General features: G+C 51.6%; 15 protein-coding genes. All 15 read right to left on the bottom strand.

From position 1 onward, the window contains the following. Positions 1 to 5: 5 nt before the first annotated feature. The 15 genes from MJ611_RS15725 to MJ611_RS15795 all read right to left on the bottom strand — a co-directional run bounded on the left by MJ611_RS15725 (position 6) and on the right by MJ611_RS15795 (position 25,270). Complete coding sequence (locus MJ611_RS15725) at positions 6 to 5,036, bottom strand: translocation/assembly module TamB domain-containing protein (RefSeq protein ID WP_250431049.1); 5,031 nt, start codon at positions 5,034 to 5,036, stop codon at positions 6 to 8. Between the two features lie 258 nt (positions 5,037 to 5,294). Further along, the gene (locus tag MJ611_RS15730; protein WP_250431051.1) at positions 5,295 to 6,170 is read right to left on the bottom strand and encodes an alpha/beta fold hydrolase; all 876 of its coding nucleotides are present in this window, start codon (positions 6,168 to 6,170) and stop codon (positions 5,295 to 5,297) included. 103 nt (positions 6,171 to 6,273) lie between these two features. Beyond that, entirely contained in the window at positions 6,274 to 7,932 is a 1,659-nt protein-coding gene (locus tag MJ611_RS15735; protein ID WP_250431052.1) for a M28 family peptidase, read from the bottom strand. A 120-nt stretch (positions 7,933 to 8,052) separates the two neighbouring features. Then, positions 8,053 to 8,511: a YbhB/YbcL family Raf kinase inhibitor-like protein gene (locus MJ611_RS15740; protein WP_250431054.1), complete on the bottom strand. Its 459-nt coding sequence runs from the start codon at positions 8,509 to 8,511 to the stop codon at positions 8,053 to 8,055. A gap of 142 nt (positions 8,512 to 8,653) precedes the next feature. Next, positions 8,654 to 9,652, bottom strand: a complete 999-nt coding sequence (locus MJ611_RS15745; protein ID WP_250431056.1) for a hypothetical protein — start codon at positions 9,650 to 9,652, stop codon at positions 8,654 to 8,656. Positions 9,653 to 10,133: 481 nt separating this feature from the next. Next, positions 10,134 to 10,319, bottom strand: coding sequence for a hypothetical protein (locus MJ611_RS15750; protein ID WP_250431058.1), 186 nt, complete (start codon positions 10,317 to 10,319; stop codon positions 10,134 to 10,136). Positions 10,320 to 10,691: 372 nt separating this feature from the next. Continuing rightward, positions 10,692 to 11,825, bottom strand: a complete 1,134-nt coding sequence (locus tag MJ611_RS15755) for a VIT1/CCC1 transporter family protein (protein ID WP_250431060.1) — start codon at positions 11,823 to 11,825, stop codon at positions 10,692 to 10,694. Positions 11,826 to 11,855: 30 nt separating this feature from the next. Next, entirely contained in the window at positions 11,856 to 13,001 is a 1,146-nt protein-coding gene (locus tag MJ611_RS15760; RefSeq protein ID WP_250431062.1) for an efflux RND transporter periplasmic adaptor subunit, read from the bottom strand. A gap of 4 nt (positions 13,002 to 13,005) precedes the next feature. Continuing rightward, positions 13,006 to 17,376 carry a CusA/CzcA family heavy metal efflux RND transporter gene (locus MJ611_RS15765; RefSeq protein WP_250431064.1) on the bottom strand — a complete coding sequence of 1,457 codons (4,371 nt, stop codon included), beginning with the start codon at positions 17,374 to 17,376 and terminating at the stop codon, positions 13,006 to 13,008. A gap of 10 nt (positions 17,377 to 17,386) precedes the next feature. Next, entirely contained in the window at positions 17,387 to 17,851 is a 465-nt protein-coding gene (locus tag MJ611_RS15770) for a hypothetical protein (RefSeq protein ID WP_250431066.1), read from the bottom strand. Positions 17,852 to 18,186: 335 nt separating this feature from the next. Then, positions 18,187 to 18,573: a hypothetical protein gene (locus MJ611_RS15775; protein ID WP_250431067.1), complete on the bottom strand. Its 387-nt coding sequence runs from the start codon at positions 18,571 to 18,573 to the stop codon at positions 18,187 to 18,189. Between the two features lie 585 nt (positions 18,574 to 19,158). Beyond that, complete coding sequence (locus MJ611_RS15780; RefSeq protein WP_250431069.1) at positions 19,159 to 19,404, bottom strand: acyl carrier protein; 246 nt, start codon at positions 19,402 to 19,404, stop codon at positions 19,159 to 19,161. A gap of 102 nt (positions 19,405 to 19,506) precedes the next feature. Then, complete coding sequence (locus tag MJ611_RS15785; RefSeq protein ID WP_250431071.1) at positions 19,507 to 22,686, bottom strand: efflux RND transporter permease subunit; 3,180 nt, start codon at positions 22,684 to 22,686, stop codon at positions 19,507 to 19,509. 161 nt (positions 22,687 to 22,847) lie between these two features. Then, positions 22,848 to 23,900: an efflux RND transporter periplasmic adaptor subunit gene (locus tag MJ611_RS15790; RefSeq protein WP_250431073.1), complete on the bottom strand. Its 1,053-nt coding sequence runs from the start codon at positions 23,898 to 23,900 to the stop codon at positions 22,848 to 22,850. A 20-nt stretch (positions 23,901 to 23,920) separates the two neighbouring features. Continuing rightward, a complete protein-coding gene (locus MJ611_RS15795; protein WP_250431075.1) occupies positions 23,921 to 25,270 on the bottom strand; it encodes a TolC family protein in 1,350 nt (449 codons plus the stop codon). Positions 25,271 to 25,285 lie beyond the last annotated feature (15 nt).

A 25,285-nucleotide genomic window follows, 5' to 3' on the forward strand; every position in this document is an offset into this window, starting at 1 on the left:
CGTGTCTATTGTTGTGTTCTGATTTCCTGCAACGCTTCTTCACGGCGCTCCACCTTTCTTGCTTTTCTGGATTCCAGGCTGCGGAAAAGGTCGGAGAAGTTATCATAATCGCGTACGAAGATCAGCGAGAGGCCTGTTTCGCGTATATCGCCTTCAATAATGTCTTCGTACCTGTCTCGCTGGAAACCACTTACCCGCAGGCGTCCGTCCGGTGTAAGCGAATATTCTACGGTAATATTGCCGCCAAAGCCTCCGCCTGCACTTTGTTGCGGCCCTTTGCCTTCCAGCCCGATAGCGCTGCCTACTCTTACCGTCAGCCGCTCGTTCAGGAACTGCTGGCGTACCGCCACATCCAGGTCCGTGCGGCCTTCAGCTGAACCCGATGAGTAGTCTTCGTAGGAGTTAACACCAAGTTCGAGGCCGAGGCCACCGGCATAGCGCTGCGTAAGGTTATTTAACTGATCGCTCATGACCCCACTCAGGGAGTTGCGAGCAGTAGAGGCAAAACCACCACCAGAACTCTGAAGCGGGTCAGGGGCCATAAAGCGGCCTAGTACCAGCAGCGAGAAAACCTGTTTGTTCATTTCTGCCTCGTCCTGGCGCAGCGTTATCAGTTTATTTTCGATCTGTCCGTCATAAGCATTGCGCTGCTGCTCGGGTAACTGTATGTCAAATCCAATCTCCGGCTTCAGCATTTCACCTTCTACATTCACGTATACCTGGAACGGCAGCTGAGTACGGTAGCGGTTTTGTTCGGCCTGCTCCAGTGAGGCCAGCTCTGAAGAAACCAGTTCCAGTGGGGCCGTTTTAATGTTATAAATAGCTGTTATGTTGATGTCTGCCTGCAGCGGGTCACCTTCCCAGGCAACGTAGCTGCCTTTGGCAATATCCAGTTCCCGTGATACAATGTCGTAAAAGGCCATTTTATATTGTCCTTCTGTGATTTCATATCGCCCTGTCATATTCATCTGGCCGCTTGGTGTCATGCCAAATACGATCGGAGAAGCTTCGCCTTTAACAACGAGGTTGTCACCCGTGATCGGGTCCATGATGATGGTGATCGGTGTAGCATCAGTAACCGTTATCTCTACTTCGATATCAGCCCCTACAAAGCCTGATTGAGCTGCCTCTTCCTCCAGCCCTCGCTTGAGTATTACATTCAGCGAATCGCTCAGGTCTACAAACTCTACAATGCCTTCGCGTTCGGCAGCACCGGCTTCGTCTGCGGGAACTACGGCCGTAAGAGCAGAATTATCCAACACCCGCACCCTGGCATTTATTTCAGGTTCTGCCAGGTTACCAGTTATGGTTGCGTCCGCATTGATGCGTACAGTGCCGTAATAGAGGTCATTGTCCTTCGCTGTGGAGTTCATCGCCAGGAAGTTCTGGGTATTGGCACGCAGGTCGAAGCGGTAATCGGTGTAGGTCTTGGTATAAATGGTGCCGTTGATCTCCAGCGGGTTGTTCAGCGAATCGGAAAGCGTGAAATTGGAGAAATTGATCCCATCTTCGTTGAATACCAGTCGCTCGTTCTGCAGGCGGTACACGGCATTCAGCATGGCAACGTTAAACTGAGCCTGGTTAAAGTTAAGCACACCGGTGATGTTTGGATCGTCCAGCGTACCTGTGATGCGGAGGTTCCCGTTTGCCGTTCCCGCCATATCCTTTACCATACCTTGCATAAACCCTTCCAGTGCTGCCATGCTCAGGCTGTTGATGTCGGCATTCAGGTTGAGAAGACCGGCGTTAGGCTGCGCTTCGTAGAAGCCGGTAACCAGCATTTGGTTTCCATTGCCGGTAAGTGCAGCATTTAGGTTATAGCGATTGTTGGCTGCCGTGTTTGCCTGCAGGGCAATGTTTCCCACCGGCGTGCCCATGTAGGCAAAGTTGGAAACGGTGATATCGGACGTAAAGCCCGGGCTGCCGGACATGATGTCGCGCAAGGTAGCGGTTCCGTTTATGGTTCCGGCCATGAGGCTGTCCTGCTGTTGGAACGATCGCATCAGATAGCCAATATCGAAGTTGCCGAACTGCACCTGCATGGGAGCCGTAGCCGTAACAGGGCCGGTGCTGTTTAGCGCAACAAAGCTGTTATTGCGTTCCAGCCGGATATTGTGCGCATACAGCAGGTTGGTGTCGAACTGCAGGTAATTGTCCTGTGGTACACGCCACTGGTCGTAGTTGATTACGAGCTGATCCGGATTGAAGGCAAAGCGGTACCCTTTGCCCAGGCTGTTGAGCAGTCCGCCCAGTACAAAACGTTCCTGCCCGTTGTTCTCGGCCACCGCCAGGCGCATGGTAAGGTCGTTGTCGCGGGCGGCACCAACCAGCGATACATTTTTAGCTCTGAAGGATGGTGATGTTACATTGCCCAACCCTACATTGTATCCGATCTGGTTACGGTCGCCTCGGAACTGCAGCGTAAGGTTCTTCAAAGTATAGTCAGTGTACTTGATGGAGCTGAAGGCGCCATCCACTTTCAGTGCCTGGGTTTCGCGGTCGTACGTTCCGGTTAAAGGCCCGGTCAGTTGCAGTTCCATCAGGCCCGGTACAAAAGAGGTGATCAGGTCGGTACGTTTCAGCCCGATCTCAAAGGCAAAATCTCCCAGGCTCAGGTCGGCAGGGTAGGGCGGGTCAGGCTGCAGGTCGAAATAATTGGAAAAGTGCTTTTGCATGGCCGTAGGCAATGTTGCCAGGGTGTTGGCAAAGCGCATTTCTGCATCCATGGCATCGGAGGTCACATTTACAGCTAGACCGCCGCCACGCTGGTCCAGCGTAAGCAGCAACGAGTCGATCGGGAATGTTTTCTGGTTGTGGCGCACCAGGAACTGGCGCATCTCCATCTTTCCGCTTAAGGTGCCTGCATCTGCACCGGTGAAATTACCTGTGATACGCCCCTGCAGCCCCAGTTCTTCCCCATACAAGTTAAGCTTCTTCAGGTCGGCGCCGCCCAGGTCAAGGGCAAAGTTATAGTTTGGCTGCCGGCTGTTGCGCAGGTTAAAATCTCCGTTCAGGTTAAAGTTCAGGTTCTGGTCCCGGGATGTGGCCGCTACCGTATACAGGTTCCGGTTGATGGTCGCATCCATACCAATGTTACGGTAAGTATAGTTGTTGTAGCTCAGCTCCCGTACCTGTGCTTTTGCCTGTGCCCGCATGGTTTCGGGTGTCAGGCCGGCTCCTTTTATAGTTGCCGACATCGACACAATGCCTACCCCCAGGCTGTCGGTCAGCAGCTTGCTTACATCCAGGCGGTTGGTGGTGATGGTGGCGGTAAAAGGCTCAGCGCCTTTTGGCCCCGGATCCATGTTCACTACGGCATCCACGTTGCCGGCAGAGCTCCGGATGTTGGCAGTAGCATCGAAGGAGGTAAGGCCACCGCGGTAGGTACCCGTCATGTTCAGGGTGCTGGGAATACGCACATTGGGCGGCAACGTTCCGGGCGGGGTCAGGGCCAGGATGTCGGTGCGGGTGGTGGCAAGCCGATTGATGTCCAAGTCCATGTACAGTTTATCCGGCTCCATGATGTTGCGGATGTTGCCACGCACGCTTATGTTGGTACCTTGCAGACCGGCTATCTGCAGGCGTGGTATGGTCAGGTTATCCAGGCGGCCTTGTACCTGCCCGTCTACACGAAGCGTGGAGTTGGCGATCTTACGGAACGAGGGGTTCGCAGCCATATCCGGAGCAAAGTATAGCACATCCTGCATGCCAATGCGGCTGTTTTCGATGTCAAGGTCAAGGGCCAGCAGGTCCGGGTTTTCTGAAACCGCTTCCATGGAAGGGTAGCGTACGGCCAGTTCCTTGTTGATCTGGCTGTAGCCGGTCTTCAGGTTCAGGTCGCTGAGGCTGGCGCGGGTCGAGTCCACGTTCACAGCTGCCTGCAGGTTTTGTACTTCAAAGCCACTTTTCTCTTTAAGCTTTAACTGGTTTATATCCAGCGTCATTTTGCTTAGGCTGTAAAGTATATCTTCAGCATCGAGTTGCACATTGCTGAAGCGCAGGTGGTCGTAATCCATGCCCCGTTTCAGCTCCGGAGCATTGAAATTATCGAAAGCCACGTCTACTCCCGATACATCCATTTTCCCCAGGTTCAGCACCCAGTTCACGGGCTGGCCCTGGGTTTCTTCTACGGCTTTGTCGAGTTCTTCTGCGGTGCGCTCCGGGTTCACGGCCAGTGAGTCGGATGGTTTATACTTGTCTTGGGAGTAGGCAACAGAGGTGTTGTGCAGGTCAAAGCTTTTCAGGTCGATGCGGGCATTGGGCAGGTCAATATTATCCGCTACAAGCTCTGACTTGCCAAGTTTTAGATTGATGCGCTGCTCTGCAACCCGGTTCACATAGTTTACTTTCAGGTTCTCCAGTTCCACCCGGTTCAGGCCAAACTGCATGGTCAGGGGCTCGGCTTCTGAGGTGGTGTCCGGCGGGAGTTTGGTCTGCACATAATCTACCCAGGTGTTGCGCAATTCTATTTCATCCACCAGGTATTTCTCTGCATCCAGGTCCAGCTCATCCATGGTGGTGACCAGTTGCCCCACGCGGGTCCGGATGTGGTTGCCTCCCAGCTCATCGTTAAAGTTCACGTACACGTTCTCCAGGTTGATCAGGTCCAGGTTGATCTTCATGGCTCCTGCCGTGGTGTCGACGGGCTGGGCTGCAGTGGTATCGGTGGCAAAAGCATCCAGTATAAAATCATAGTTGGTGCTGCTATCGGGCCGTATGTGCAGTTTGGCCGTGGCGTTCTGCAGGTCCAGCTTGCTCACATTTACTTCTCCTTTCAGCAACGAAAGGATCTTCATGTCTGCTCCCAGGCGCTCGCTGTACCAGAGCGTGTCCTGTTGCTGGTCTTCTATGTATACCTCTTTCAGCACCAGTGCATTACGCCAGTCGGTGGTAAAGCTACCGATGCGCACCTCGGTCTTCAGGGTCTTGGAAAGGTAGGAGGCACCCTTGTGTGCTGCAAAGTTTTGCACCGCAGGAAACTGAAGGGCAACAACAATAAGGAGCAGCAATGCGACTATTGCAATGAGCAGCCACATAAGCACCTTCAGGAAAGTAATTCCGATATGTTTGGCAGAGGCGATAGTTCTACGATTTAGGGTCTACGACTTGCCTTTACGGATTTAGAGGGTATAGGATGAACTGTAATATGAATTTTTTTGCACTAAAATTGGGATATAGCTGCAGAAAGGAATCAGATATAGAAATGTAGTAGTACGAAAGTATAGTTTTGGATTGATGTACAATGGGTGATCCGAAGTATAAATAGTTATATCCAGACAGGTATAATGTGATCTTTACCGGATAGTAAGTGGGGATTGCGGCTCTTGAGCAAGTATAAATTGCAGGATCTCATCGTTTACCTGTTTTGCCTTCTCGTGGTGCAGCCAATGGGTGGCATCGCTCTGGAACACCAGCTTTCCATTGCTGCATTTTTCTATACTTTGCAAAGCCATCTCCGGCACCAGGAATTTGTCCTGTTTTCCCCAGATCAGCAGGGTTGGCGAGCTGATCTCGTGGTCCGCATCAAAGTTTTTATACTTGTATGCCCGGTACCAGTTAAACATCGCGTTGAGCGCGCCCGGCTGCTTCCAGGCCTCTTCGTAGCGCTCGAGCATGTCATCAGTAAATGTGCCGGGTTTGGAAGAGTTGATCATTGCCTGTTTGAGTATGGTGAAATCGATGACAGAACCCAGCAATTCAGGAAGTATAGGCAATTGGAAAAAAGCCGCATAAGAGCTCTTCAGCATTTGTTCCGGGTCTTTGGTCAGGTGCTCGTGCATGACGGCAGGGTGTGGCATGTTGAGGATGACCAATGATGAGATAAGCGCCGGGTGCTGCATAGCCGTAGCCCAGGCAACGGCACCTCCCCAGTCGTGGCCTACCAGCACCACCTTATTAGTGGTAAGCTGTGGGATGAGGCCGGCAATATCACACGTCAGGTTTTCGATGGTGTAATCGTCTACGTTTTCGGGCTTGCTGCTGAGGTTGTAGCCGCGCTGATCGGCTGCCACTGCCCGGAATCCTTTTTCAGCAAAAAAGTCCAGCTGTTTGTGCCAGCCATACCAGAACTCCGGAAAACCGTGCAGAAACAGCATAACCTGCCCATCCTGATTGCCAGCCTCTACTGCATGCAGGCTGATGTCGCCGATCTGATAATATCTCTCTTCCATAGCTACCTATTATCTTTTACTGAAAAAAAAGGCCGGAGGTCAAATCCTCCGGCCTTTTTTGTTATATAATATGCGGTTATAGCACCAAAATACTGAATTTAACTTATCGCGCGACTGAAGTGCTGAAGCGGGTGCCGAAGAAATCGCCGGGTTTCCAGCTTGGTCTTTGCGGGTTCTGTGCCACCTGGTAGCTGATCAGGAAATTAAGCTGCACGTACTTGCGTCCGGCCTCGAAATCGAAGGTGTCGTTTAGCTCGTCCTGTGGCTTGTGGTAGTGCTTCTCGCGCCATACTTCCACCTGCTTGTTCAGGTTGTTTTGCCCGTCTGCGGTCTTGTTGCCATACTTGATGTGCAGGGCAGGAACACCCTGAACCACAAAGCTGTATTGATCGCTGCGGACAAAGCGGTTCTGGTTCGGCTCCGGATCGGCCTCAACACTCAGGCCAAGGTACGAGCTGGCATTTGCCACCTGTTCTTCCAGGCTGGAGTGGTTCGCACCCAGGGCTACTACCGACAGCAGCGGGGCAATGATGGTAGGCATATCGGTGTTGATGTTGGCTACCATACTTTGCTTCGGCACGGTAGGATATTTGGCAAAATAGGCGGAGCCCAGTAAGCCCATCTCTTCGGCTGTTACCATCACCAGCAATACCGAGCGTTTCGGCTTTTCTTTCAGTGCTGTGTAGAGCCTGGCAATTTCCAGTACGCTGGCAACCCCGGAGGCATTGTCGTGTGCACCGTTGTAGATCGAATCGCCATTGATTGGCGTGCCGACACCTACGTGGTCCAGGTGAGCGCTGTGCACCACGTATTCGTCTTTCAGCTTCGGATCCGAGCCTGTGATCTTGCCCACCACGTTGTAGCTTTCGATATCCTGATAAGTGGAGGTATAGGCTGCGCTGATGGTGGCATTCAACGGGGCAGAGGACGGTGTGCCGCTTTTCAGGGCAGCTACTGTCTTGTCCAGCTCCAGGCCGGCACCTGCCAGGTACTTGGCCATGGTTTCGGCGTTGATGCTGGCCAGCAGCCTGATTTGGTTAGAAACGTAGTTGCGGGAAACAGCTACTTTGCCATCCGGGCCCATCACGCTGTAAACCCCTTTCTTAAGGTCCGGCACGGAGGCAGCAGGGCTGGTAGCGCCTACAATAACCCCAATGGCCCCGTGCTGTGCAGCCGTGCGGAGGATGGTCTGCATGTCCATGCTGTAGGAGGCTACGGTGTTCGGGAAGCTTTGCGGGGTGCCGCGCACGATCAGGACGATCTTTCCTTTCACATCCAGGCCTGCGTAGTCGTCGTAGCCCATGTCCGGTGCGCTGATGCCATATCCGGCAAATACCAGCGGCGCTTCGACGCTTACAGCCTGCTCTTCAGCGTGTGGGTAGATGGTGTATTCTTTTCCAAAGGTCAGGAGCTCCTGCACGCCCTGGCTGCTTTTGCTGCTGAAGGTAGCGTCAGCCCCGGTAAAGGACTTGCGAATGCGTACGCGCTGCAGGTAGGTGTTGTCTTCTCCAGCGGGCTCTACGCCCAGCTTCTTATACTTGTCTGTTACATAGTCAACAGCCATCTGGTAGCCTTCGGTGCCGGGCTGGCGGCCTTTCAGCTTGTCATCTGCCAGATACTGAATATGGCCTTTGATTGCTTTGGGCTTTACCTTTTTCAGCGCCTTTGTTACATCCTTGTTCACATCCAAGTTTTGGGAAAAGGAGCTTTGGGTAAAAAGCAGCAGCCCGCAGAGGCAGGCTAGGGAAGGAGTTATTCTCATGTCTTCAGTTCGGTTAGCAATGGAAGGCCTAAATATAGCACTTTCCCTGAAGATGGCTGCCTCTGCGGGTACAATTCGATGGCTGAGTGGCTGAGGCGGGATAAAGAAAGTATAACCGGACTACAGGCGGCTATACCTGCCCATCAGCTCGCCGGAGCCCAGCACATGTTGCTCCATGGCTTTCAGCAGGTCTTGCCTGCTGCTGCCCTCGCGCAAGCCAAGCTTCCGGTCCAGTGCGTAGAGTTTGAAATAGTAGCGGTGCGTGCCGCCGGGAGGACAGGGGCCGCCATACTGCACGTTACCGAAATCATTCCGGCCTTCTGTACCGGGTTTGCTGTCTTCGCGGATGAGCGTGGTGGCTGGGTCAATGTCCCAGACCAGCCAATGGGTCCAGGTGCCACCCGGCGCATCCGGATCGTCTACGATCAGGGCCAGGCTTTGCGTGCCCTCCGGTAACCTGCCCACTTCCAGCGCCGGATTTATATTTTCCCCGTCGCAAGTATAGCGGGAGGGTATATGTTCACCTTCGCGAAAAGCGGGGCTACTCACAGATAGGCGGACTGTGCTTTTTGTTTCCATAGTTTTTTTTGCGTTTGAAGTGGCACATAACTTACATGAAAAGGCAAGTAGTATACAGATAAAGTATACGTTACCAGTGTGTTTTGCCTGCATTTATAATATATACTTTAACTAAAATTGAGAAGCGCCTGCAGGCTTTTTGTCAGGCCAGCAGCCACATGCGCGCTTCATCCTCTGTCAGGAAGTACTGCAGGGTGTAGGGCAGGTTCATGCACTCGAGCTTGCTGCAGATAGAGTCGCTCATGGTTTGCTGCAGGGAGTCGGGAGAAGCGACAATGGCCAGCTTTTTGAGATTTGCTCTGTTGGCAATGTTCGTGGTTGTATGTACCACCCAGGACTGATCTGCAAGTGTGAGCACACCCAGTTTGTAGTTGATGAGCAGCATTATTTCGAGTTTGTGCTCCAACACTGCCCGGGCTGCCTTTAACATGCTATACCGGTACTCGCGGCTTTGCGGCGGCCTTAACCATCGGAGCGAGAGCAGGCTTTTCTTTTTGTCAATCTTTATCTCTACATAGTCGGTCCGATACTCAATGCTAACGGTATCTGCCTTGTCTGTAACAGGAGTCGGGTTTTGAGTATCTGATGCGGCATGAGGCTGTAGATTCAGCTTTCTCAGTTCTTTCAGGTTGAAGTTAAAAGGAATGGCGATACGTTCGTTTAATCCGTCGGCAGCTGGCATATCCTTGAACAGCCAGGCTTTTGCTTCTTGCTCAGAGGTAAATACCTGCGAGATGTAAGGGAAATTGTGCACCTTGTCTACAACCACCTCGTGCGCAAATAACTGCGCTTCGTCGGTCGACAGTACCCTGGCGCAGTAGCGCAACAAGGAATGCTTCATCACTTCTTTCAGAAACGATGCGGTCCAGTTCTGGTCGGCAATGGTAGGGGTGCCCATCATTGTAAAATCTATCAGGAGCATTTTAGCCCGCAGGGTGGCAATGCATACGGCAATGGAGCGGATTCCCTGCTTGTACTCTTTGCTGCTTACGGGTCTGTGCCAACGTGCCTCCAGGCATTTGGCAGCAGGTAAAAAGCAAAAGGTTAGATATTCAGTTTCTGCGCTATTCGTCAGCGCATTTGCCGTATGGGTATTAAGTTGTTTTTCTGGCTGCCCGTGGGCAGGTTGTAAAGTTTTCATGCGTACTATTTTGTTCTACTGCTGGAGTGTCTGCTCAGTAGTAATGCTAAAAACAATATGTTCCGACTTCCCTCTTGTTCAGCCGTAAACGCGCTCAGTATTTACCCGGGACGGGCACGGATGAATATTCAAGTATACGTGTTTAAACCAGAAGCTAAGTAATTGAGTTCATTGGATTTAGGCTTGTGTTATGGGTTGTGCAGGTGCGATGCAGCCCGGAAATGATGGGCCAGTTTATTCACAGTTTATACTTAGCTGTTCATCAGCAAATTCAGCCTTTTCACTAAATATCCTGCGAACAAGAAACTTTCATTCTTGCCGGTAAAAAGATCACGAAATGGTGAATCAGCCTGCAGTATTTCGGTACTATACTTCCTTCAGCATGCAACTACATTACATTACTTCAGCGCCTGCAGTGGCTGTAAAGGGACACCAGCTATTCTAGGGCTTTGATCCGGTTTTGCTCTGTGTTGAGCAGCTACTACAGGAGCGTGCTGTGGGTGTACAGCTCATCGAGGTTGATGAACTGGCCAAAGCCTGGTGTGTTATAGTTGTAAGAGGGTACCAAGGTATAAGGCAGGCGGCCCCAGCGGTTGCGGTGCGACAGGTAAGGGAGGTGCGTAGAAAGTATGCCGAGCCGGCTCCTACAAACACATCCGATTGCCAATGCATGTTCTTCAGCATACGGATGGCGCCTACACCTGTCGCGATGCCATAGGCTCCTACACCGTACCACTCCCCATATCAGATCAGGATGGCGGATACAATGGTAGCTTTGAAAAGCCTGGATTTGTAGAAAGGTACCTTTAAGGTAGTGTCGGGCCGGGAGTCTGAAATTTTTTAAGCGTGTCTGTTTCCTGAGCCAGCAGGTTCTGGCTGCTCATAACCATGACCAACACCACAGGGGCAGCCAGTAATGGAAAATGCTTTTCATCATCTCAGTTGATAAGGAAAGCTCAGCTACTAATCCCGTCAATATCACAGCCATACAAACATTGTTAGCCCTATGGTAAAAGTGGCGCCTGCAAAACAAGGAACATCAACCAGCTATACTTACCCCGATCAGCTTGCCGATGCCAAACGTAATGGCTGCGGCTGCAAGCCCGAAGAGCACCTGTCGGAAGCCCGAATACCAGATACTTTTGCCCGTAAAAAGGGTGATGGCAACACCGATCAAGAACAACCCGACAGTGCTGAAAGCAAGGCTTTGAATGATAGCAGAATAGCCGGTAGCATAGAAAAATGGGATAACCGGAAGTATGGCGCCGATTGCAAACAGGAGGAAAGAGGTGATGGCTGCTTCCCAGGCAGAGCCTCTCAGTTCCTCCGTGTTGATACCGAGCTCTTCCTTTACCAGGATCTCATGGGCATGTTCGGTGTCAGCCATAGCTGCAGCGGCCATCTGGTGTGCCTGCGCTGCGGGTATGCCTTTGGCGATGTAGATGAGGGCCAGTTCGCGCTTTTCGCCTTCCGGGTTGGTTTCGATCTCCAGCATTTCCAGCGCCATTTGCCGCTCGTACAGTTCCTGCGAGCTCTTCACCGATATCCACTCACCCAGTGCCATGGACAAGGCTCCGGCCAGCAAACCAGCCATACCAGCCAGCAGCACGCTGTCTCCGGCGTCGGTGGCGCCTGCCACGCCCATCACCAGGCTCATGTTTGATACCAGCCCATCGTTGGCGCCCAGCACAGCAGCCCGAAGCGCATTTCCGCCAATGGTTCGGTGCTTGCCCTCTATGCGGGAAATGTGTTCGCCGGCTATCTTGCTCTTGTTGTTGAGCAGCGACTGCAGAATTTTCACATGGTTGGCTTCGTCTCCGGAAACGGGTATATGGTTTTTCTCTTTTTGGGCCAGCTGGGCTGCAGTTATACTTTTCTCGGTGTCCATCAGCACCCCGATCACATAGCCGTAGCCGAGGGTTTTCCCGATACGGTCCAGTACACGGGCGCGCCAGGAGGGTGGTGGCAGCGAAATTGAAATACCATCCTGCCGCAGCTTTTCGCTCATTTTAGAGGCATGTTCCTGTTCTATTTCGCTCAGCTCCCGAAACATGCCGGCAATGGCAGGCACTTCCTCGGCAGCGGCAATGCGCTCGTACAGAAAAGCAGCGTCTACCTCAGTCTGCAGGCTTTTGGTATACTTGCTATCGGGTAAAGAATCTATGGCAGCCATATCAGGAGAGGTTTAAAGTATACATATGATTTACTCTTCTTCCTTGTTCTTCAGCTTCATCAGCAGGGCGTAGGCTCCTTTGGTTACATAGGTCTGGGTTTCCGGTTGTAGCGTAGGGCTTGGTACCAGCGCGGTAAAGCCATGTTCCGAGTTACCGGTTTGTGCTTCCACCATCTCAAAAATGCCGCTGTCGCGGGCTGCAAATACATACTGCTTGTTGCCGTAGCGCACAATGGCGTCCTCGGGCAATGTATAGGCTTCCTTACTGTGCACCTCGATCTCTGCATTCATGAACATGCCCGGTACCAGCGCCGGATCTTCCTTTTCCAGATGGCAATGTACTTCCACGGCACGGTCATCCGCCACATCCTTGCCGATGTAGATGATCTTAGCAGGGTATTTCTTCTCGGGCTGATTGGCACGATAGGCCAGCACCTGCTGCCCGATCTCCAGTTTGTCCAGGTCTTTTTCAAATACGGTCAGCATGAGGTGCAGGTCGCGCGGGTCAACCAGCTCGAAGAGCACATCTGTCGGCACGACGTACTTGCCGGTGTTCACGTTCACTTTGGTCACGTAACCATCAATAGGGGAGTAAATGCGGAGCGTGCGGGAAAGATTGCTCTCCGTTAAACGATTCGGATTGATGCCCACCATGCGCAGTTTCTCTCCTAAGGCCTTCAGCAGTACCTGCTGGCTCCTGTATTCGGCCTGGGTCTGCTGGTATACTTTGTCGCTGCTGGCTTTGCTCTGGTTCAGCTCGCGCTGGCGGTTATATTCCTGCTCCAGGTAGGCAAGGCGCGCTTTGGCGGTTAGGTAATCCTGCTGCAGCTGGATGTAAGACTGGTCTTCCAGTTCGGCCATCTGTTGCCCCTTTTTCAGGTGCATGCCAGGCAGCAGGGTAGTTTTTTTCAGGTATCCGCCCAGCGGCACGCTCACCGAGATCATACTTTGCGGCGGAGCCTCCATCATGCCGTTTACCTGCAGGGCGGTGGCAATGGTCTTGCGTTCCGGTTTGCCGGTCTTAACATTGGCGTTTTTCAGTTGGGCTGGCGTAAGCTGTACCAGGTTGGTCTCCTGTGGCTTTTCAGCAACGGTAGATTCGGCGGGCTGTTCGGTGCTGCAGCCTCCCAGCAGACCAGCCACAAGGGCGAAGTATAAAAATTGTCGCTTTTTCATAAGGTTATCTGCTTCCGGTAAGGGCTTTTATTTCCATTATACTTTGGTTGTAGCTCCTGACGGCGTCGAGGTAGTTGGTGCGAAGGGTAATAGCCTGGTTGGTGAGCAATACCCACTCCAGGTAATCGATCTCGCCGTTACGGAACTGTTCGTCAGCTGTTGTGATGATAGATTTGGCATTGGGCAGGGCTGTCTGCTCAAAGTAGGAGAGGTTCTCGTTTGCCAATCGGTATTGCTCCAGCGCCTTGCGTAGTTCCGTTTCCAATGTCAGCTTACCGGCCTGCAAACTATTATGCGCCACCTGCTCCTGCACCCGGGCAGCCTGTATCCGGGACTTTTGGGCACCGAAGAACACCGGCACGCCCACCCCCAGCATTACAGACGAAAAGCGGTCGGAGGAAGTATAATTCCGTTCTACGCCATCTACATTCTGCAGCCCTTTTATACTTTGGTTGTTGTATCCAATGTGCAGGTCGGGGAGGAGCAGGCTCTGTTCTGCTTTGGTGCGGGCCTGGCTAACTTCCTGCTGTTGCTGCAGCAGTTTAAGATAAGGGTGCGATGCCATGGTAGCCGTATCCGTGTTTATCGGCACTTCTATCTTTAACGGGTGGGCAGCAGGCATGTAAAGGGTGTCGGTATTCAGCAGTAGCTGAAACTGCTGCTGAAGTCCCGCCATTTCCTGCCGCAACTGCTTTAGCTGTATGCTTATCTGCCCGCGTTGTGTCTGGGCCGTGTTTCTCTCAAGGATGTTGCTGGCACCTTTAGCAAAGCGTAGCTCGGCTGTGCGAAGAAATTCAGAGTACAGGCTATCGGCTCGTAGCAGCAGCTTCTGCTTTTCCTGGGTATACAGCAGCTCGTAATATAGTTGCGTTACCTGCCATTGCAGGTTAAAAGCCGTAAGCTCAGATTGCAGCACGCCCTGCTGCCACTCGTGCCTGAGCACCTGCTTTTGCTGGGTATATACTTTCGGGAATTTTATACTTTGCGACACACTAAAACGGGTATCGTTGTAAGCCGTGTTGATCTGGCCATACTCGCCCGAGAACGTGGTCTGCGGAATATCCCAGGCCGTGCCCTGAAGCTTTTGCAGGGCAGCTGCCTGCAGGCGATCGTTTTGTAACAGCGCGTTTTGATGTGCCGCCTTGTCTATGGCTTTATCCAGGGAAATGGGCTGTTGGGCAGCGGCCAGACTGGGGAGTAGTAACAATAGCACCACAACCGCAGCCGGCGCAACTGGTTTGAGTGGTTTCTTTTCGTGATGGGCCGCTTTCTCAAACAGGATGTACAGCGAAGGCAGCACGAACAGGGTTAGCATAGTGGCCACGATCAGGCCACCGATTACCACCGTTGCCAGCGGGCGCTGTACTTCGGCGCCGGCTCCCGTACTTAAGGCCATTGGCAAAAAGCCCATACTTGCCACACTTGCCGTCATCAGCACAGGGCGCAACCTCGACTTTGTACCTTCCAGCACGATCTCCTGCAAACTCATGCCACCGGCAGCACGCAAGCGGTTAAATTCCGCGATCATCACAATACCGTTCAGCACCGCTACCCCGAACAGCGCAATAAAACCTACACCCGCCGAAATACTAAACGGCATGTCGCGGAGCCAGAGGGCGAAAATGCCGCCTATTGCCGACAACGGTATGGCCGAGTAGATAAGCAAACCGTAGCGAATGGAGTGAAAGGCGAAGTATAGCAGCAGGAAAATGAGTGCCAGCGAAACAGGTACCGCAACGGAAAGCCGCTTGCGGGCAGCTTCCAGGTTCTCGAAGGCACCGCCATACACCACATAGTAGCCGGGCGGCAGCTTGATCTGCTGCTGTACTTTTTGCTGCAGTTCATTCACTATACTTTGCACATCACGGCCACGCACGTTAAAACCCACCATAATGCGGCGCTTAGCGTCTTCGCGCTGAATCTGGTAAGGGCCTTGCTCCAGCTGTACATCTGCCAATAAGTATAAGGGCACCTGCTGCCCGGAAGGAGTCGGTACCAGCAGGTTTTTTACGTCGTTCAGGTTCTGGCGCAATTCCCCCTGCAGGCGCACCACCAGGTCAAAGCGCCGTTCCCCTTCAAACACAAGCCCGCTGCTGACACCGGCAAAAGCGGCATTCACCGTCCGGTTGATGTCAACGATGTTGGAGCCATACTGTGCAATGGCAGCGTGGTTATACTTGATCACGATCTGCGGCATGCCGGTTACGGTTTCTACATACAGGTCGGTGGCACCTTCAACAGTGGTGGCCAGGTTGCCCAATTTTTGTGCGTAGCGAGCTAAGGTATCCAGGTCTTCGCCGAAGATCTTACACACTACATCCTGCCGTGCGCCGGTCATCAGCTCATTGAAGCGCATTTGCACCGGGTACTGGAAACCGGCTGTAATGCCAGGCACATCCTGAATGGCGTGGCCCATTTTCTCGGCCATCTCATTAAAGCTTTTGGCCGATTTCCATTCCGTTTTTGGTTTCAGGATCACCATCATGTCACTGGCTTCGATGGGCATGGGGTCGGTGGGAATCTCTCCAGAGCCGATCTTAGTTACCACTTTCTCTACCTCCGGGAAGCGGTCTAAAAGTATGCCCGCTGCCTGCTGCGTTGACCGGATGGTTGTATTCAGGTTACTGCCTGTCAGCACGCGCGTATCCACGGCAAAGTCGCCTTCTTCCAGGCTCGGGATAAACTCACCGCCCAACCTCATCAGCACCAGCACAGCACCCGCAAACAACAGCACAGCTCCGGCAATCACGGTTTTAGGAAACTGGATAACACGGCGCAGGCGCTTCTGGTAGAAGTGCTCTATACGACCCATCATGCGGTCTGAGAAGGTGAGTTTGTGGCTGATCTTTTTGCTAAGAAACAGTGCACTCATCATGGGCACGTAGGTAATGGAAAGTATGGCGGCGCCTATTAAAGCAAACGTTACGGTCTGTGCCATCGGCTTGAACATTTTGCCTTCAATGCCCTGCAGCGTAAGTATAGGCAGGTACACGATCAGGATGATGATCTGCCCGAAAATGGCGCTGTTCATCATGCGGCTTGCCGATTGCTGCACCGTATCGTCCATCTGCGCCTGATCTATGCGGCTGGTCGTGGCGAAGCGCTTGTTATAGTGGAACGTATGCAGCACAGCCTCCACGATGATCACAGCTCCGTCTACAATGAGGCCAAAGTCCAGCGCACCCAGGCTCATCAGGTTGCCGCTCACACCAAAGGTGTTCATCATGGTAATGGCAAATAGCATGGAAAGCGGGATAACGGAAGCCACGATCAGACCAGCCCTTAAATTTCCCAGAAACAGCACCAGTACAAACACCACGATCAGGGCACCCTCCAGCAGGTTTTTTTCTACTGTGCTGATAGCGTTGTTCACCATTTTGGTGCGGTCCAGGAAGGGTTCGATCACCACGCCCTCCGGCAGCGATTCCTGTATCTGGGCAATTCGGGCCTTTACCTCTTTGATCACCTGGTTGCTATTGGCGCCTTTCAGCATCATCACCACGGCCCCGGCTACTTCGCCTTTGTCGTTGTAGGTCATAGCGCCGAAGCGGGTGGCGTGACCATAGTTTACCTCGGCCACATCTCGGATGTATAGGGGAGTGCCGTTTTCGGTGTTTTTGACGGCTATACTTCGGATATCATCTAAAGTGCCCAGCAGGCCCTCGCTACGGATGAACAACACGGCGTCGCCTTTGTCGATGTAGGAGCCACCGGTGTTCTGGTTGTTGTTCTCCAGTGCCGTGAATACATCCGAAATGGTTAGGCCATAGGATTTCAGCCGGGAGGGGTCTATGGCAATCTCATACTGTTTAAGAAGGCCGCCGAAGCTGCTGACATCGGCTACGCCCGGCACGCCCAGCAACTGCCTCCGCACGATCCAGTCCTGGATGGTACGCAGTTCCATGGCGTTATACTTGCCTTCGTGACCGGCTTTGGGGCGTACCATGTACTGGTAGATCTCGCCCAGTCCGGTTGTGACAGGGCCCAATTCCGGCGTACCCACACCCTGGGGTATCTGGCTAGCGACCGTCTGCAATCGCTCTGCCACCTGCTGCCGTGCCCAGTACACATCAATCCCGTCTTCAAACACGATAGTGACCAGCGAAAGGCCAAAGCGGGAAAAACTGCGGATCTCTTTGATACCGGGGATGTTGCTGTTCGCCTGCTCTACCGGGAAGGTAACCAGGCGTTCGATATCCGGTGCACCCAGCGAAGGGGCAATCGTGATCACCTGCACCTGGTTGTTGGTGATGTCGGGCACGGCGTCGATAGGCAGCCGGGTAACGTTGTAAGCACCGATCACGATCAGCCCGATCACGAAAAGCCCTACAATGAGCTTGTTCTGTATTGAAAAGGATATGATCTTGTTCAGCATATGTACCTACTTAATCGTCCTCTTCTTTTTGGTAGCTATCTGCCTGCTGACTTACCTGCTGATCGGTTCGCAGCTCTGTATGCCTGATCTGACCACCCAGGTACCCCACACGTGCCATGGCAACAAAGGCCAGCAGCGCAAGTATGGCGGCAATACTGAAGGGCAGCCTGGAGGCGGAACGGTACTGCAGGAGCAGGGCTGCCAGGGAGGCCACACCTGCCGCCGCCATTACCCAAATAGCCAGTTCGGCGGCCTCTTCATGCTCTTCGATACTGGATTCTGAAACGCCCGGAAGATGTTCTACCCGTTCCTCGGCAGGCTCACCGGTCAGGTATACCGGAACAGCCATAAGGGTCATGCTGATGATGATGGCAGCCGCCACTGCCTTGATGTTTTTTTGGTTTTTCATCATGCCCCAGAGCATAACGAAAGCGCCGATCAAAGTCCCGATAATAGGGAAATGATTCAGCAGCATATGAATGTGTGTTAGGTCCATCGCTGATTTCTTTTTAAGTAAAAGTTCGGTTTAACTGGTGCCTAAGCCACGGAGCCTTTCTATGCAAAGTGTACCTGCCTGAACATCAGCTCTTTTATTCTTACGTTGTATTTCTTTTAACACAACGCGGAGGATTAAAAATTGCTTATACTTTTTCTTAATACAATGATACAAGTCATTCGCAAAAGTGATGTTGTGCAGGATTGCTGAAAGGCTGCGCGCTGCGTAATGGCAGGAATCAGCTGTGGAAGTATAGCTGTTCAGGCAGGCTTCACACGGCTGGTTCCGGCATACGGGCACCTGGAGCAAAAAAATCAGGAGGTTTGTGGCGGCTGCCAGATACCGGAAAGGTAGCGGGATGGGGTAAAATCTTCGTCCAGGGCTATGCCATGTACCTGAGCCAGCAGGGGTGGGGTAAAGATCAGCTCGGGGTAAAAGGCGGGCATAAAAGCCACAGTGCTGGCTGAGGCAACAAAATCGGTTGCCTTAAAGGGGAGCTGCATGTCGCGGTCGTAGTCTGCGTCTTTTACGTTGCCGCTCAGGTAATGCAGCACCAGAAAGTCCATGACCGAAACATCGGTAACGATCGCCTGGTGCTCCCTGTAATGCTCCAGCAGTACAGGTGCTTTCTGCAGCTGTTGCAGGGTGGTACCGGTGCAGGTATACACCACAAGCAGGAATATGGCGATCAGGTGTCTCACTGTACCTAATTTACAAAGTTTCGAGCAGAAAGTAAGCAAGTTGGACTGAAAAATTAGGAGCGGTGACGGCGAGAACAGTATTCGCTGCTGTAGGGCCAGGAAGTGCTGTGTTCAGGAGGAAACCGTGAAAGTATAAATGGCTATACTTTCAGGGCGTAGCTCGATGACATAGTTTCCCGGAAGTGTCTGCTTTTCCGGCTCCTGTCAACACACCTGCGCTTAAAAATAGGAATATATCCATAGCAAATTAGCGGAAGCAACGTATAAATATATGTATAATAATCAGGAGAATGTTATGGAAAAGTTAGTCATCATGCTGGTTCTGGCGCTATATGGTGTAGGGTACCTCGTGTACTACATGTATGGTAGAAAGCAGCCCTCCCGGAAATTCTACGATCATTATTGGATGTAATGGTTTAGCTGTCTTCAAGATTGCCAGGAATACGTGGCCTAAGTTGCTGTTACCTCTGGTTGGGCAGAGGTGTGCCTGATAGTTACCAGTGCATAAATACAAAGCGGGTGCAGGACATTGTCCTGCACCCGCTTCGTTTGGGTTAAAAAAACTATAAATGAAAACAGGAGTCTTTATTCGGTGGCAGTATTTATTTGCAGGTAGTTTACAAAATCATCGATCGAGTATAAGGGCACTTCGTCCGGAATCACCACATTATACTTCTTCTCTACTGCCAGAATAATGTCTACTAAGTCAACTATATCCATTCCGTTTTCCCAAAATCCCTTTGGGCCGGAAAGTTTACGTGGGTCAATTGCTTTCAGCCTGCTTATCAGGGTTAGCACCTCGTTGTACAAGGTTGTTCTGTAATCTGTCATAAGACTAATGATAAAAAGGAAATCTAATCTCTGTTCTGCCTGTTTCCCCGTGCCAGATACTAACCAGCACGGGGAAAGGTAGGCAATAGCTGGATTAAAATTTTAATGCATGAACTCGTGCGCCATCTTCTTTTCTTCGAGCTCTTTGGTTTCGTGCTCCAGTTCTTCCAGCGACTTGTCTTCCAGTTCAATAACAGTTTTCTTATCCATGCCAAACTTGGCAAGTATACGGTCGAAGCCGTAGTAGATAATCGGTACCACGATCAGCGTCAGGAACATCGAAGAGCTCAGACCACCGATCAATGCCCAGGCCAGACCGTTTTTGGTTGCTGACACCGAACCGCCTGCCAATGCAATCGGCAACATACCGATCACCATCGCCAGCGTCGTCATCAGGATCGGGCGGAAACGGATTCTGATCGCTTCAGTCAGGGCTTCCTTCACTTCCACGCCTTCATCTTTCAGCTTGTTGGTAAAGTCAACCACCATGATCGCGTTCTTCGCCACCAGACCAATCATCATGATGATACCCAGGATAGAGAAGATACTCAGCGACTGAGCAGCAAGCGCCAGGGCAAGCAAGGCACCAATGATCGCCAACGGAATAGAGAACAGTACTACCAGCGGGTATACATAAGAGTCATACAGCGCCACCATAATCAGGTACACGAAGATGATCGAGGCCAGCAAGGCAATACCCAGTGTACCGAAACCTTCGCTCTGGTTTTTCAGGTTACCACCGAACTCAATGCTTACACCGGCAGGCATTTTTACTTCAGCTATTTTAGCCTGGATGTCGGCACCCACCGAACCAGACGGACGACCAATTACCTGCGAGTTCACGTTAACCGATGTTACACGGTTGTAACGCTCCAGCTGCGATGGACCAGTAGACTGGCGAACATCTGCAAACTGTGCAAGGCGTACGATCTGCCCTTTGCTGTTCACGAAAGAAAGATTACCGATGTCGGTTACGCTTCGGCGGTCAAACTCATCCAGGCGGATGTTGATGTCGTAGTCTTCGGTACCGGAACGGAAGGTAACATCAGAGTTACCGCTGAAGGCCAGCTGCATACTTGCACCCACATTCTCGAGCGACAGGCCCACGTTAGCCATCTTATCACGGTCCACAACCACTTCAATTTCCGGGTTACCACCTTCTACCGACATTTCCACGTCGGCTGTACCTTGCACGCTTTCCGTAATGCTCATCACCTGCTGTGCGAAGGCCATCACAGAATCCAGGTTTGAACCCGAAACGATGAGCTGGATTGGAGCCTGTGAGTTACCTACCAGACCAACCGGAACAGGCGTTACTTCCACGTCAGGCAGCTTGCTTTCGATGTCGGCTTTGGCCTGGCGGCTGAACTGGTCGGTGCTGAAGCTACGCTCTTTCACATCGATCAGCGACACGGAAACATCCGCTTTATAGGCTGTGTTCTGGCCAGCCTGAGCTGATGAAGTAGTACCTACCGTGGTAAATACTCTCTTCACTTCAGGGATAGACTGCAGGTAGGCTTCGACTTGCTTGGTTGCAAAGTTGGTTTGCTCTACAGTTGAGTTTTTAGGCAATTCCAGCTGTAAGCTTACTTCGCCACGGTCGCCGGCAGGTATAAATTCTGAACCGATAAAGCCGAACGGTACCAGCGCGAACGAAGCAAACAGCATAAGTATCGTTGCAGCCAGCGTGATAAACTTGTGGTTAAATGCCCATTGCAGCGCAGCTGTAAAGCCGTCGATGATTCTGTCCAGCATGCGCTCGAACGAAAGTATAAATCGTCCGAAGATGTTCTTATCCGAGATGTGCTCCAGGCGCGAGAAACGGCTGGCAAGCAACGGAATCAGGGTAAAGGCCACGAACAACGAGATCATAGTTGCAACCGCTACCACCACGGCAAACTGACGCAGGATATCCGATACCAAACCACTTGATAGGGCAATTGGAATAAACACAACCACGATTACGAGCGTGATGGATGTTACTGTCGCCATGATCTCACGGATACCATCGTAGGCAGCCTGGGCAGGTTTCTTGCCCATCTCCATGTGGCGGTGAATGTTCTCGATCACCACAATAGCGTCGTCCACAAGTATACCTACCACCAGCGAAAGTGCCAGCAGCGACATCAGGTTAAGCGAGTAACCCAGCAGGTACATGGCAATAAAGGTTGCCACAAGCGATGCCGGAATAGAGATCATTACGATCACGGCGTTTCGCAGCGAGTGCAGGAACAGCAACATCACCACCGCCACCAGTATAACCGCAATCACCAGGTCGTGCATTACCGAGTCGGCAGCTTCTAGTGTAAAGTCAGAAGAGTCGTTGGCAATGTTGAATTTCAGGCCTTGAGAAGCATACGTTGTCTCCAGTTTGGCAAGCGCCTCTTTTGTAAGGCGGCTCACTTCCACGGCGTTGGCGTCAGACTGTTTCTGGATCGTGATACCTACCGAAGGTTTACCGTTGTTACGGGTCAGAACTTCTGTGTCTTTCTGCGTATCCTGTACCTCGGCTACGTCAGCAAGGCGCACGATTCCTTTATCATCCTGACGGATGATCAGGTTATTGAGCTGCTCCAGCGAAGAGAACTTACCAGCCAAACGGATTTGCGTCTGGCCGCTTTCCTGCTTGATCTTACCGGTAGGGAAATCGAGGTTAGAGTTGCGGATCTTTTGCTGTACCTGCAGGATAGAAAGGTTGTAAGCTTCCAGCCTGTTGGCATCAATGTTCACTTTGATCTCACGCTCCTGGCCACCCAGGATCTTGATAGCAGCCATACCTGGTATGCGCGAAAGCTCCGGCTTGATCTTTTTATCGATCAGGTCATAGAACTCGGTAGCAGACATGTTGGCCGTAGCACCCATCTTGATGATAGGCAAATCGTCGAAGTCAAATTTGTTCAGGGTAGGCGCGTCAGCATCTTCCGGCAATCTGGCCAGAATGGTGTTGATCTTACGCTGCGCATCCTGCAGGCTCAGGTCCACATCGGTACCCTGGTTCAGCTGAATCGTGATGATCGAGAAACTCTCCAGAGAGGTACTTCTCATTTCCTTCACGTTCTCCAGTGATGACAAGGCATCTTCAATTTCCTTTGTTACAGAGTTCTCTACCTCGTTAGGTGAGGCACCCGGGTAAATAGTACTGATTGTTAGTACCGGCGGGCTGAACTTCGGTAACAGCTCGTAGTTAAGCGATTGGTAGCTGGCAACCCCGAGCAGTGTGAGGACGGTAAACACCACCACTACCAGGGTTGATCGCTGTATCGATAATTTGGTTATATTCATTTCTAAATTCTCTTAAGAAAGAAGTTTATGCTATTCAATAGCGCGAGCGTCTGCGCTCGTGATTATTATGGTGTGGCCTCTGGCCGCTTTACTATTTCACCGGGCCAGAGGCCCTCGGTATAGTTAGTCACGAGCGCAGACGCTCGCGCCATATTTGTTTATTACAGCACAGAAACCTTAATGCCTTCGCGCAGGTTGATCTGGCCGCTTTGTACTACTATTTCGCCTGGCTTCACGCCATCCAGTATCTCTACTTTGTCTTGTGTAACCACACCCACTTTAACTTTGCGCATGTTGGCAACACCGTTATTTACCACGTACACGCTTGGGTTCTGGATGCTACCCACAATGGCTTCACGAGGTAACAGCAGGGCATCGCGCTGGTCAGCTACTTCGAAGAATGCAGTGCCATACATACCTGCTCTCAGGTTGTTGTTGGCAGCGTTTTTCACTTCTACTTCCACGTCAAATTTCAGCGTAGGGTCGGCTTGTGCGGCAATGGCAGTAACCACACCTTCGTATTCCTGACCTGCACCGGCATCTGCTTTCACTTTTACATTCTGTCCTTTGTTGATCAGCAATACTTCGCTTTCGTTTACTTTTACTTCCAGCTTCAGCTTGTCCACGTTCACGATGTCGTACAGCTTGGTACCCATGTTCAGGTAAGAACCTACTTCCACATAGATCTCGTTGATCTCGCCGCTGATAGGAGCTGTGATTCTGGTTTTGGTTAAGCGCTGACGCGCAGCTACCAACTGAGCCTGCGTAGATTTAGCAGCTAAACGAGCATCTTCCAGTTGTCTTTTGGTGATGGCGTCGCCGGCAGCAAGGTTCTCGAAACGCTCCAGGTCTCTTTTTGCTTTTTCGGCGTTCGTCTGGGCAGTTGCCAGGTCAGCACTCATGGTGTTGCTTTCTACCTGCGCCAGCAGTTCACCAGCTCTTACTTTATCGCCTTTGCGCTTGTAAACCTTCAGAATTTGGCCCTGCGTTTCAGATAAAAGTGTCAGGCTTTGCTCCGGAGCAAAGTTACCCTGCGCCGTAAATGACTTGTCCAGTTTATCGGTTTTAGCTTCTGTTACACCAACCGGAATAGCATCGCTTTTGATTTCTGCTACCGCAGCATTGGCTGCCATTTTCTCTTTGTTGCTCGTAAGCTTAAAGCCAACAGCTACAAGAACCGCAATAACAAGTACGATATAAATTACCTTCTTCATTTTAGTGTTTCGTGTAAGTCTTATTTAGTTAGTGATGTCAATTCTCCTTTGGCTTGCAGGTAATTAAGCTGTGCCAGTTGGTATTTTAATATTTCGTTGTTTAAGCTTGTTTTTGCCTCTCGCAGGGATACCTCCCCATTCAGCAGATCTGTCAGCGGAGCTAAACCTTCTTTGTACAGGCTGTTGGTGGTATCGTACACTTCCTGCGCCAGCGCCACGTTCTTCTCCTGTGCCGCAATTGAGCTCTGGCTGTTTTGCAGCTGGCTCACTGCGTTGGTTAATTGCACGGCCGTGTTGGTGTTATACTTTGCGATATCAGAATCTATTTTCCTGATCTCCAATTGCGCCTGCTTTACCTGTGCATTCTTTCTGAAACCATCGAAAATAGGAACGTTTACCTGCAGGCCAACTACCGCTGATTTAAACCACGGAATGTCGCTGTTGAACAGTTCGTCGCGCTGGGTCTGGTAGCCATACTGCCCGTAAGCCGACAGCGTAGGATAGTACCCGGCCCTTGTATTCTGGATCTTGTAATCGGTAAGCTGCTTTTGTTTTTGCAGCAACTGGTACTGTGTTTTCTGAGTAATGGCTTCGTTTACAGAAATAGTAGCAGGGTCCACGTTTTCGAGTGCCAGCGATGTATTCTGTACCTCCACTTCCTGGTCTAAAGGCATACCCATGAAGAACTTCAGGTAATTTTTCTGCTGCTCGAACAGCGTGGTCAGGGTCTGCTTCTGGTTCTCCAGGTTTGTGCGGTTAACCTTTATCCGGTTAACATCCACCTTCTTTACCAGATCGTTCTCGTACTGCAGTTGCAGGATCTTTTCAAGCTGCACCAGTCTTGCTAAGTTGGCATTGATGTTTTCGAACTGCTCTTTTGTCTGCAGGATCTGGAAATAAGAAGAGCTGACGTTATAGATCACTTCCTCTTGTGTCATTTCCTTGCGCAGCCGGTACAGGTCCTGAGATGATTTAGCTGCCTGTAACCCTACAAAGTATGATTTGCTGAAAAGCAACTGCGTTAACTGCAGGTTCGCTTTGGCGTTATAGTCTTTACCAAATTTCACTGGAACGTCGGTTCCGGGCTTACCCACGATAGCACCTGGCAGGATCTGTGTAGGTATGGCCGGAAAATAATCAACTCCGCCGGTGGCGTTCAGTTGTGGCAGGCCGTTGCTTTTCGTCTCACGGATAACCTGCTGAGCGATCTGCTCATCATAAGATGCCTTTTTTACATCTTCGTTATGCTCCAGGGCGTAAGTAACCGCCTCCTGCAGCGTCATAGGCTTAGCTGTTTGCGACTGGTCTTGTGCAAAAGACGGTGTCATGCAGAACAGCGCTAATCCTACTAATAAGTGTTTGGTGTTCACGTTTTTAGTTCTTAT

The organism is Pontibacter ruber, from assembly GCF_023630205.1.
Lineage (GTDB): Bacteria > Bacteroidota > Bacteroidia > Cytophagales > Hymenobacteraceae > Pontibacter > Pontibacter ruber.

Coding starts and splice junctions, on each gene's coding strand:
- MJ611_RS15725 (WP_250431049.1), bottom strand. CDS start 5,036: ATGTGGCTGCTCATTGCAATAGTCGCATTGCTGCTCCTTATTGTTGTT.
- MJ611_RS15730 (WP_250431051.1), bottom strand. CDS start 6,170: ATGGAAGAGAGATATTATCAGATCGGCGACATCAGCCTGCATGCAGTA.
- MJ611_RS15735 (WP_250431052.1), bottom strand. CDS start 7,932: ATGAGAATAACTCCTTCCCTAGCCTGCCTCTGCGGGCTGCTGCTTTTT.
- MJ611_RS15740 (WP_250431054.1), bottom strand. CDS start 8,511: ATGGAAACAAAAAGCACAGTCCGCCTATCTGTGAGTAGCCCCGCTTTT.
- MJ611_RS15745 (WP_250431056.1), bottom strand. CDS start 9,652: ATGAAAACTTTACAACCTGCCCACGGGCAGCCAGAAAAACAACTTAAT.
- MJ611_RS15755 (WP_250431060.1), bottom strand. CDS start 11,825: ATGGCTGCCATAGATTCTTTACCCGATAGCAAGTATACCAAAAGCCTG.
- MJ611_RS15760 (WP_250431062.1), bottom strand. CDS start 13,001: ATGAAAAAGCGACAATTTTTATACTTCGCCCTTGTGGCTGGTCTGCTG.
- MJ611_RS15765 (WP_250431064.1), bottom strand. CDS start 17,376: ATGCTGAACAAGATCATATCCTTTTCAATACAGAACAAGCTCATTGTA.
- MJ611_RS15770 (WP_250431066.1), bottom strand. CDS start 17,851: ATGCTGCTGAATCATTTCCCTATTATCGGGACTTTGATCGGCGCTTTC.
- MJ611_RS15780 (WP_250431069.1), bottom strand. CDS start 19,404: ATGACAGATTACAGAACAACCTTGTACAACGAGGTGCTAACCCTGATA.
- MJ611_RS15785 (WP_250431071.1), bottom strand. CDS start 22,686: ATGAATATAACCAAATTATCGATACAGCGATCAACCCTGGTAGTGGTG.
- MJ611_RS15790 (WP_250431073.1), bottom strand. CDS start 23,900: ATGAAGAAGGTAATTTATATCGTACTTGTTATTGCGGTTCTTGTAGCT.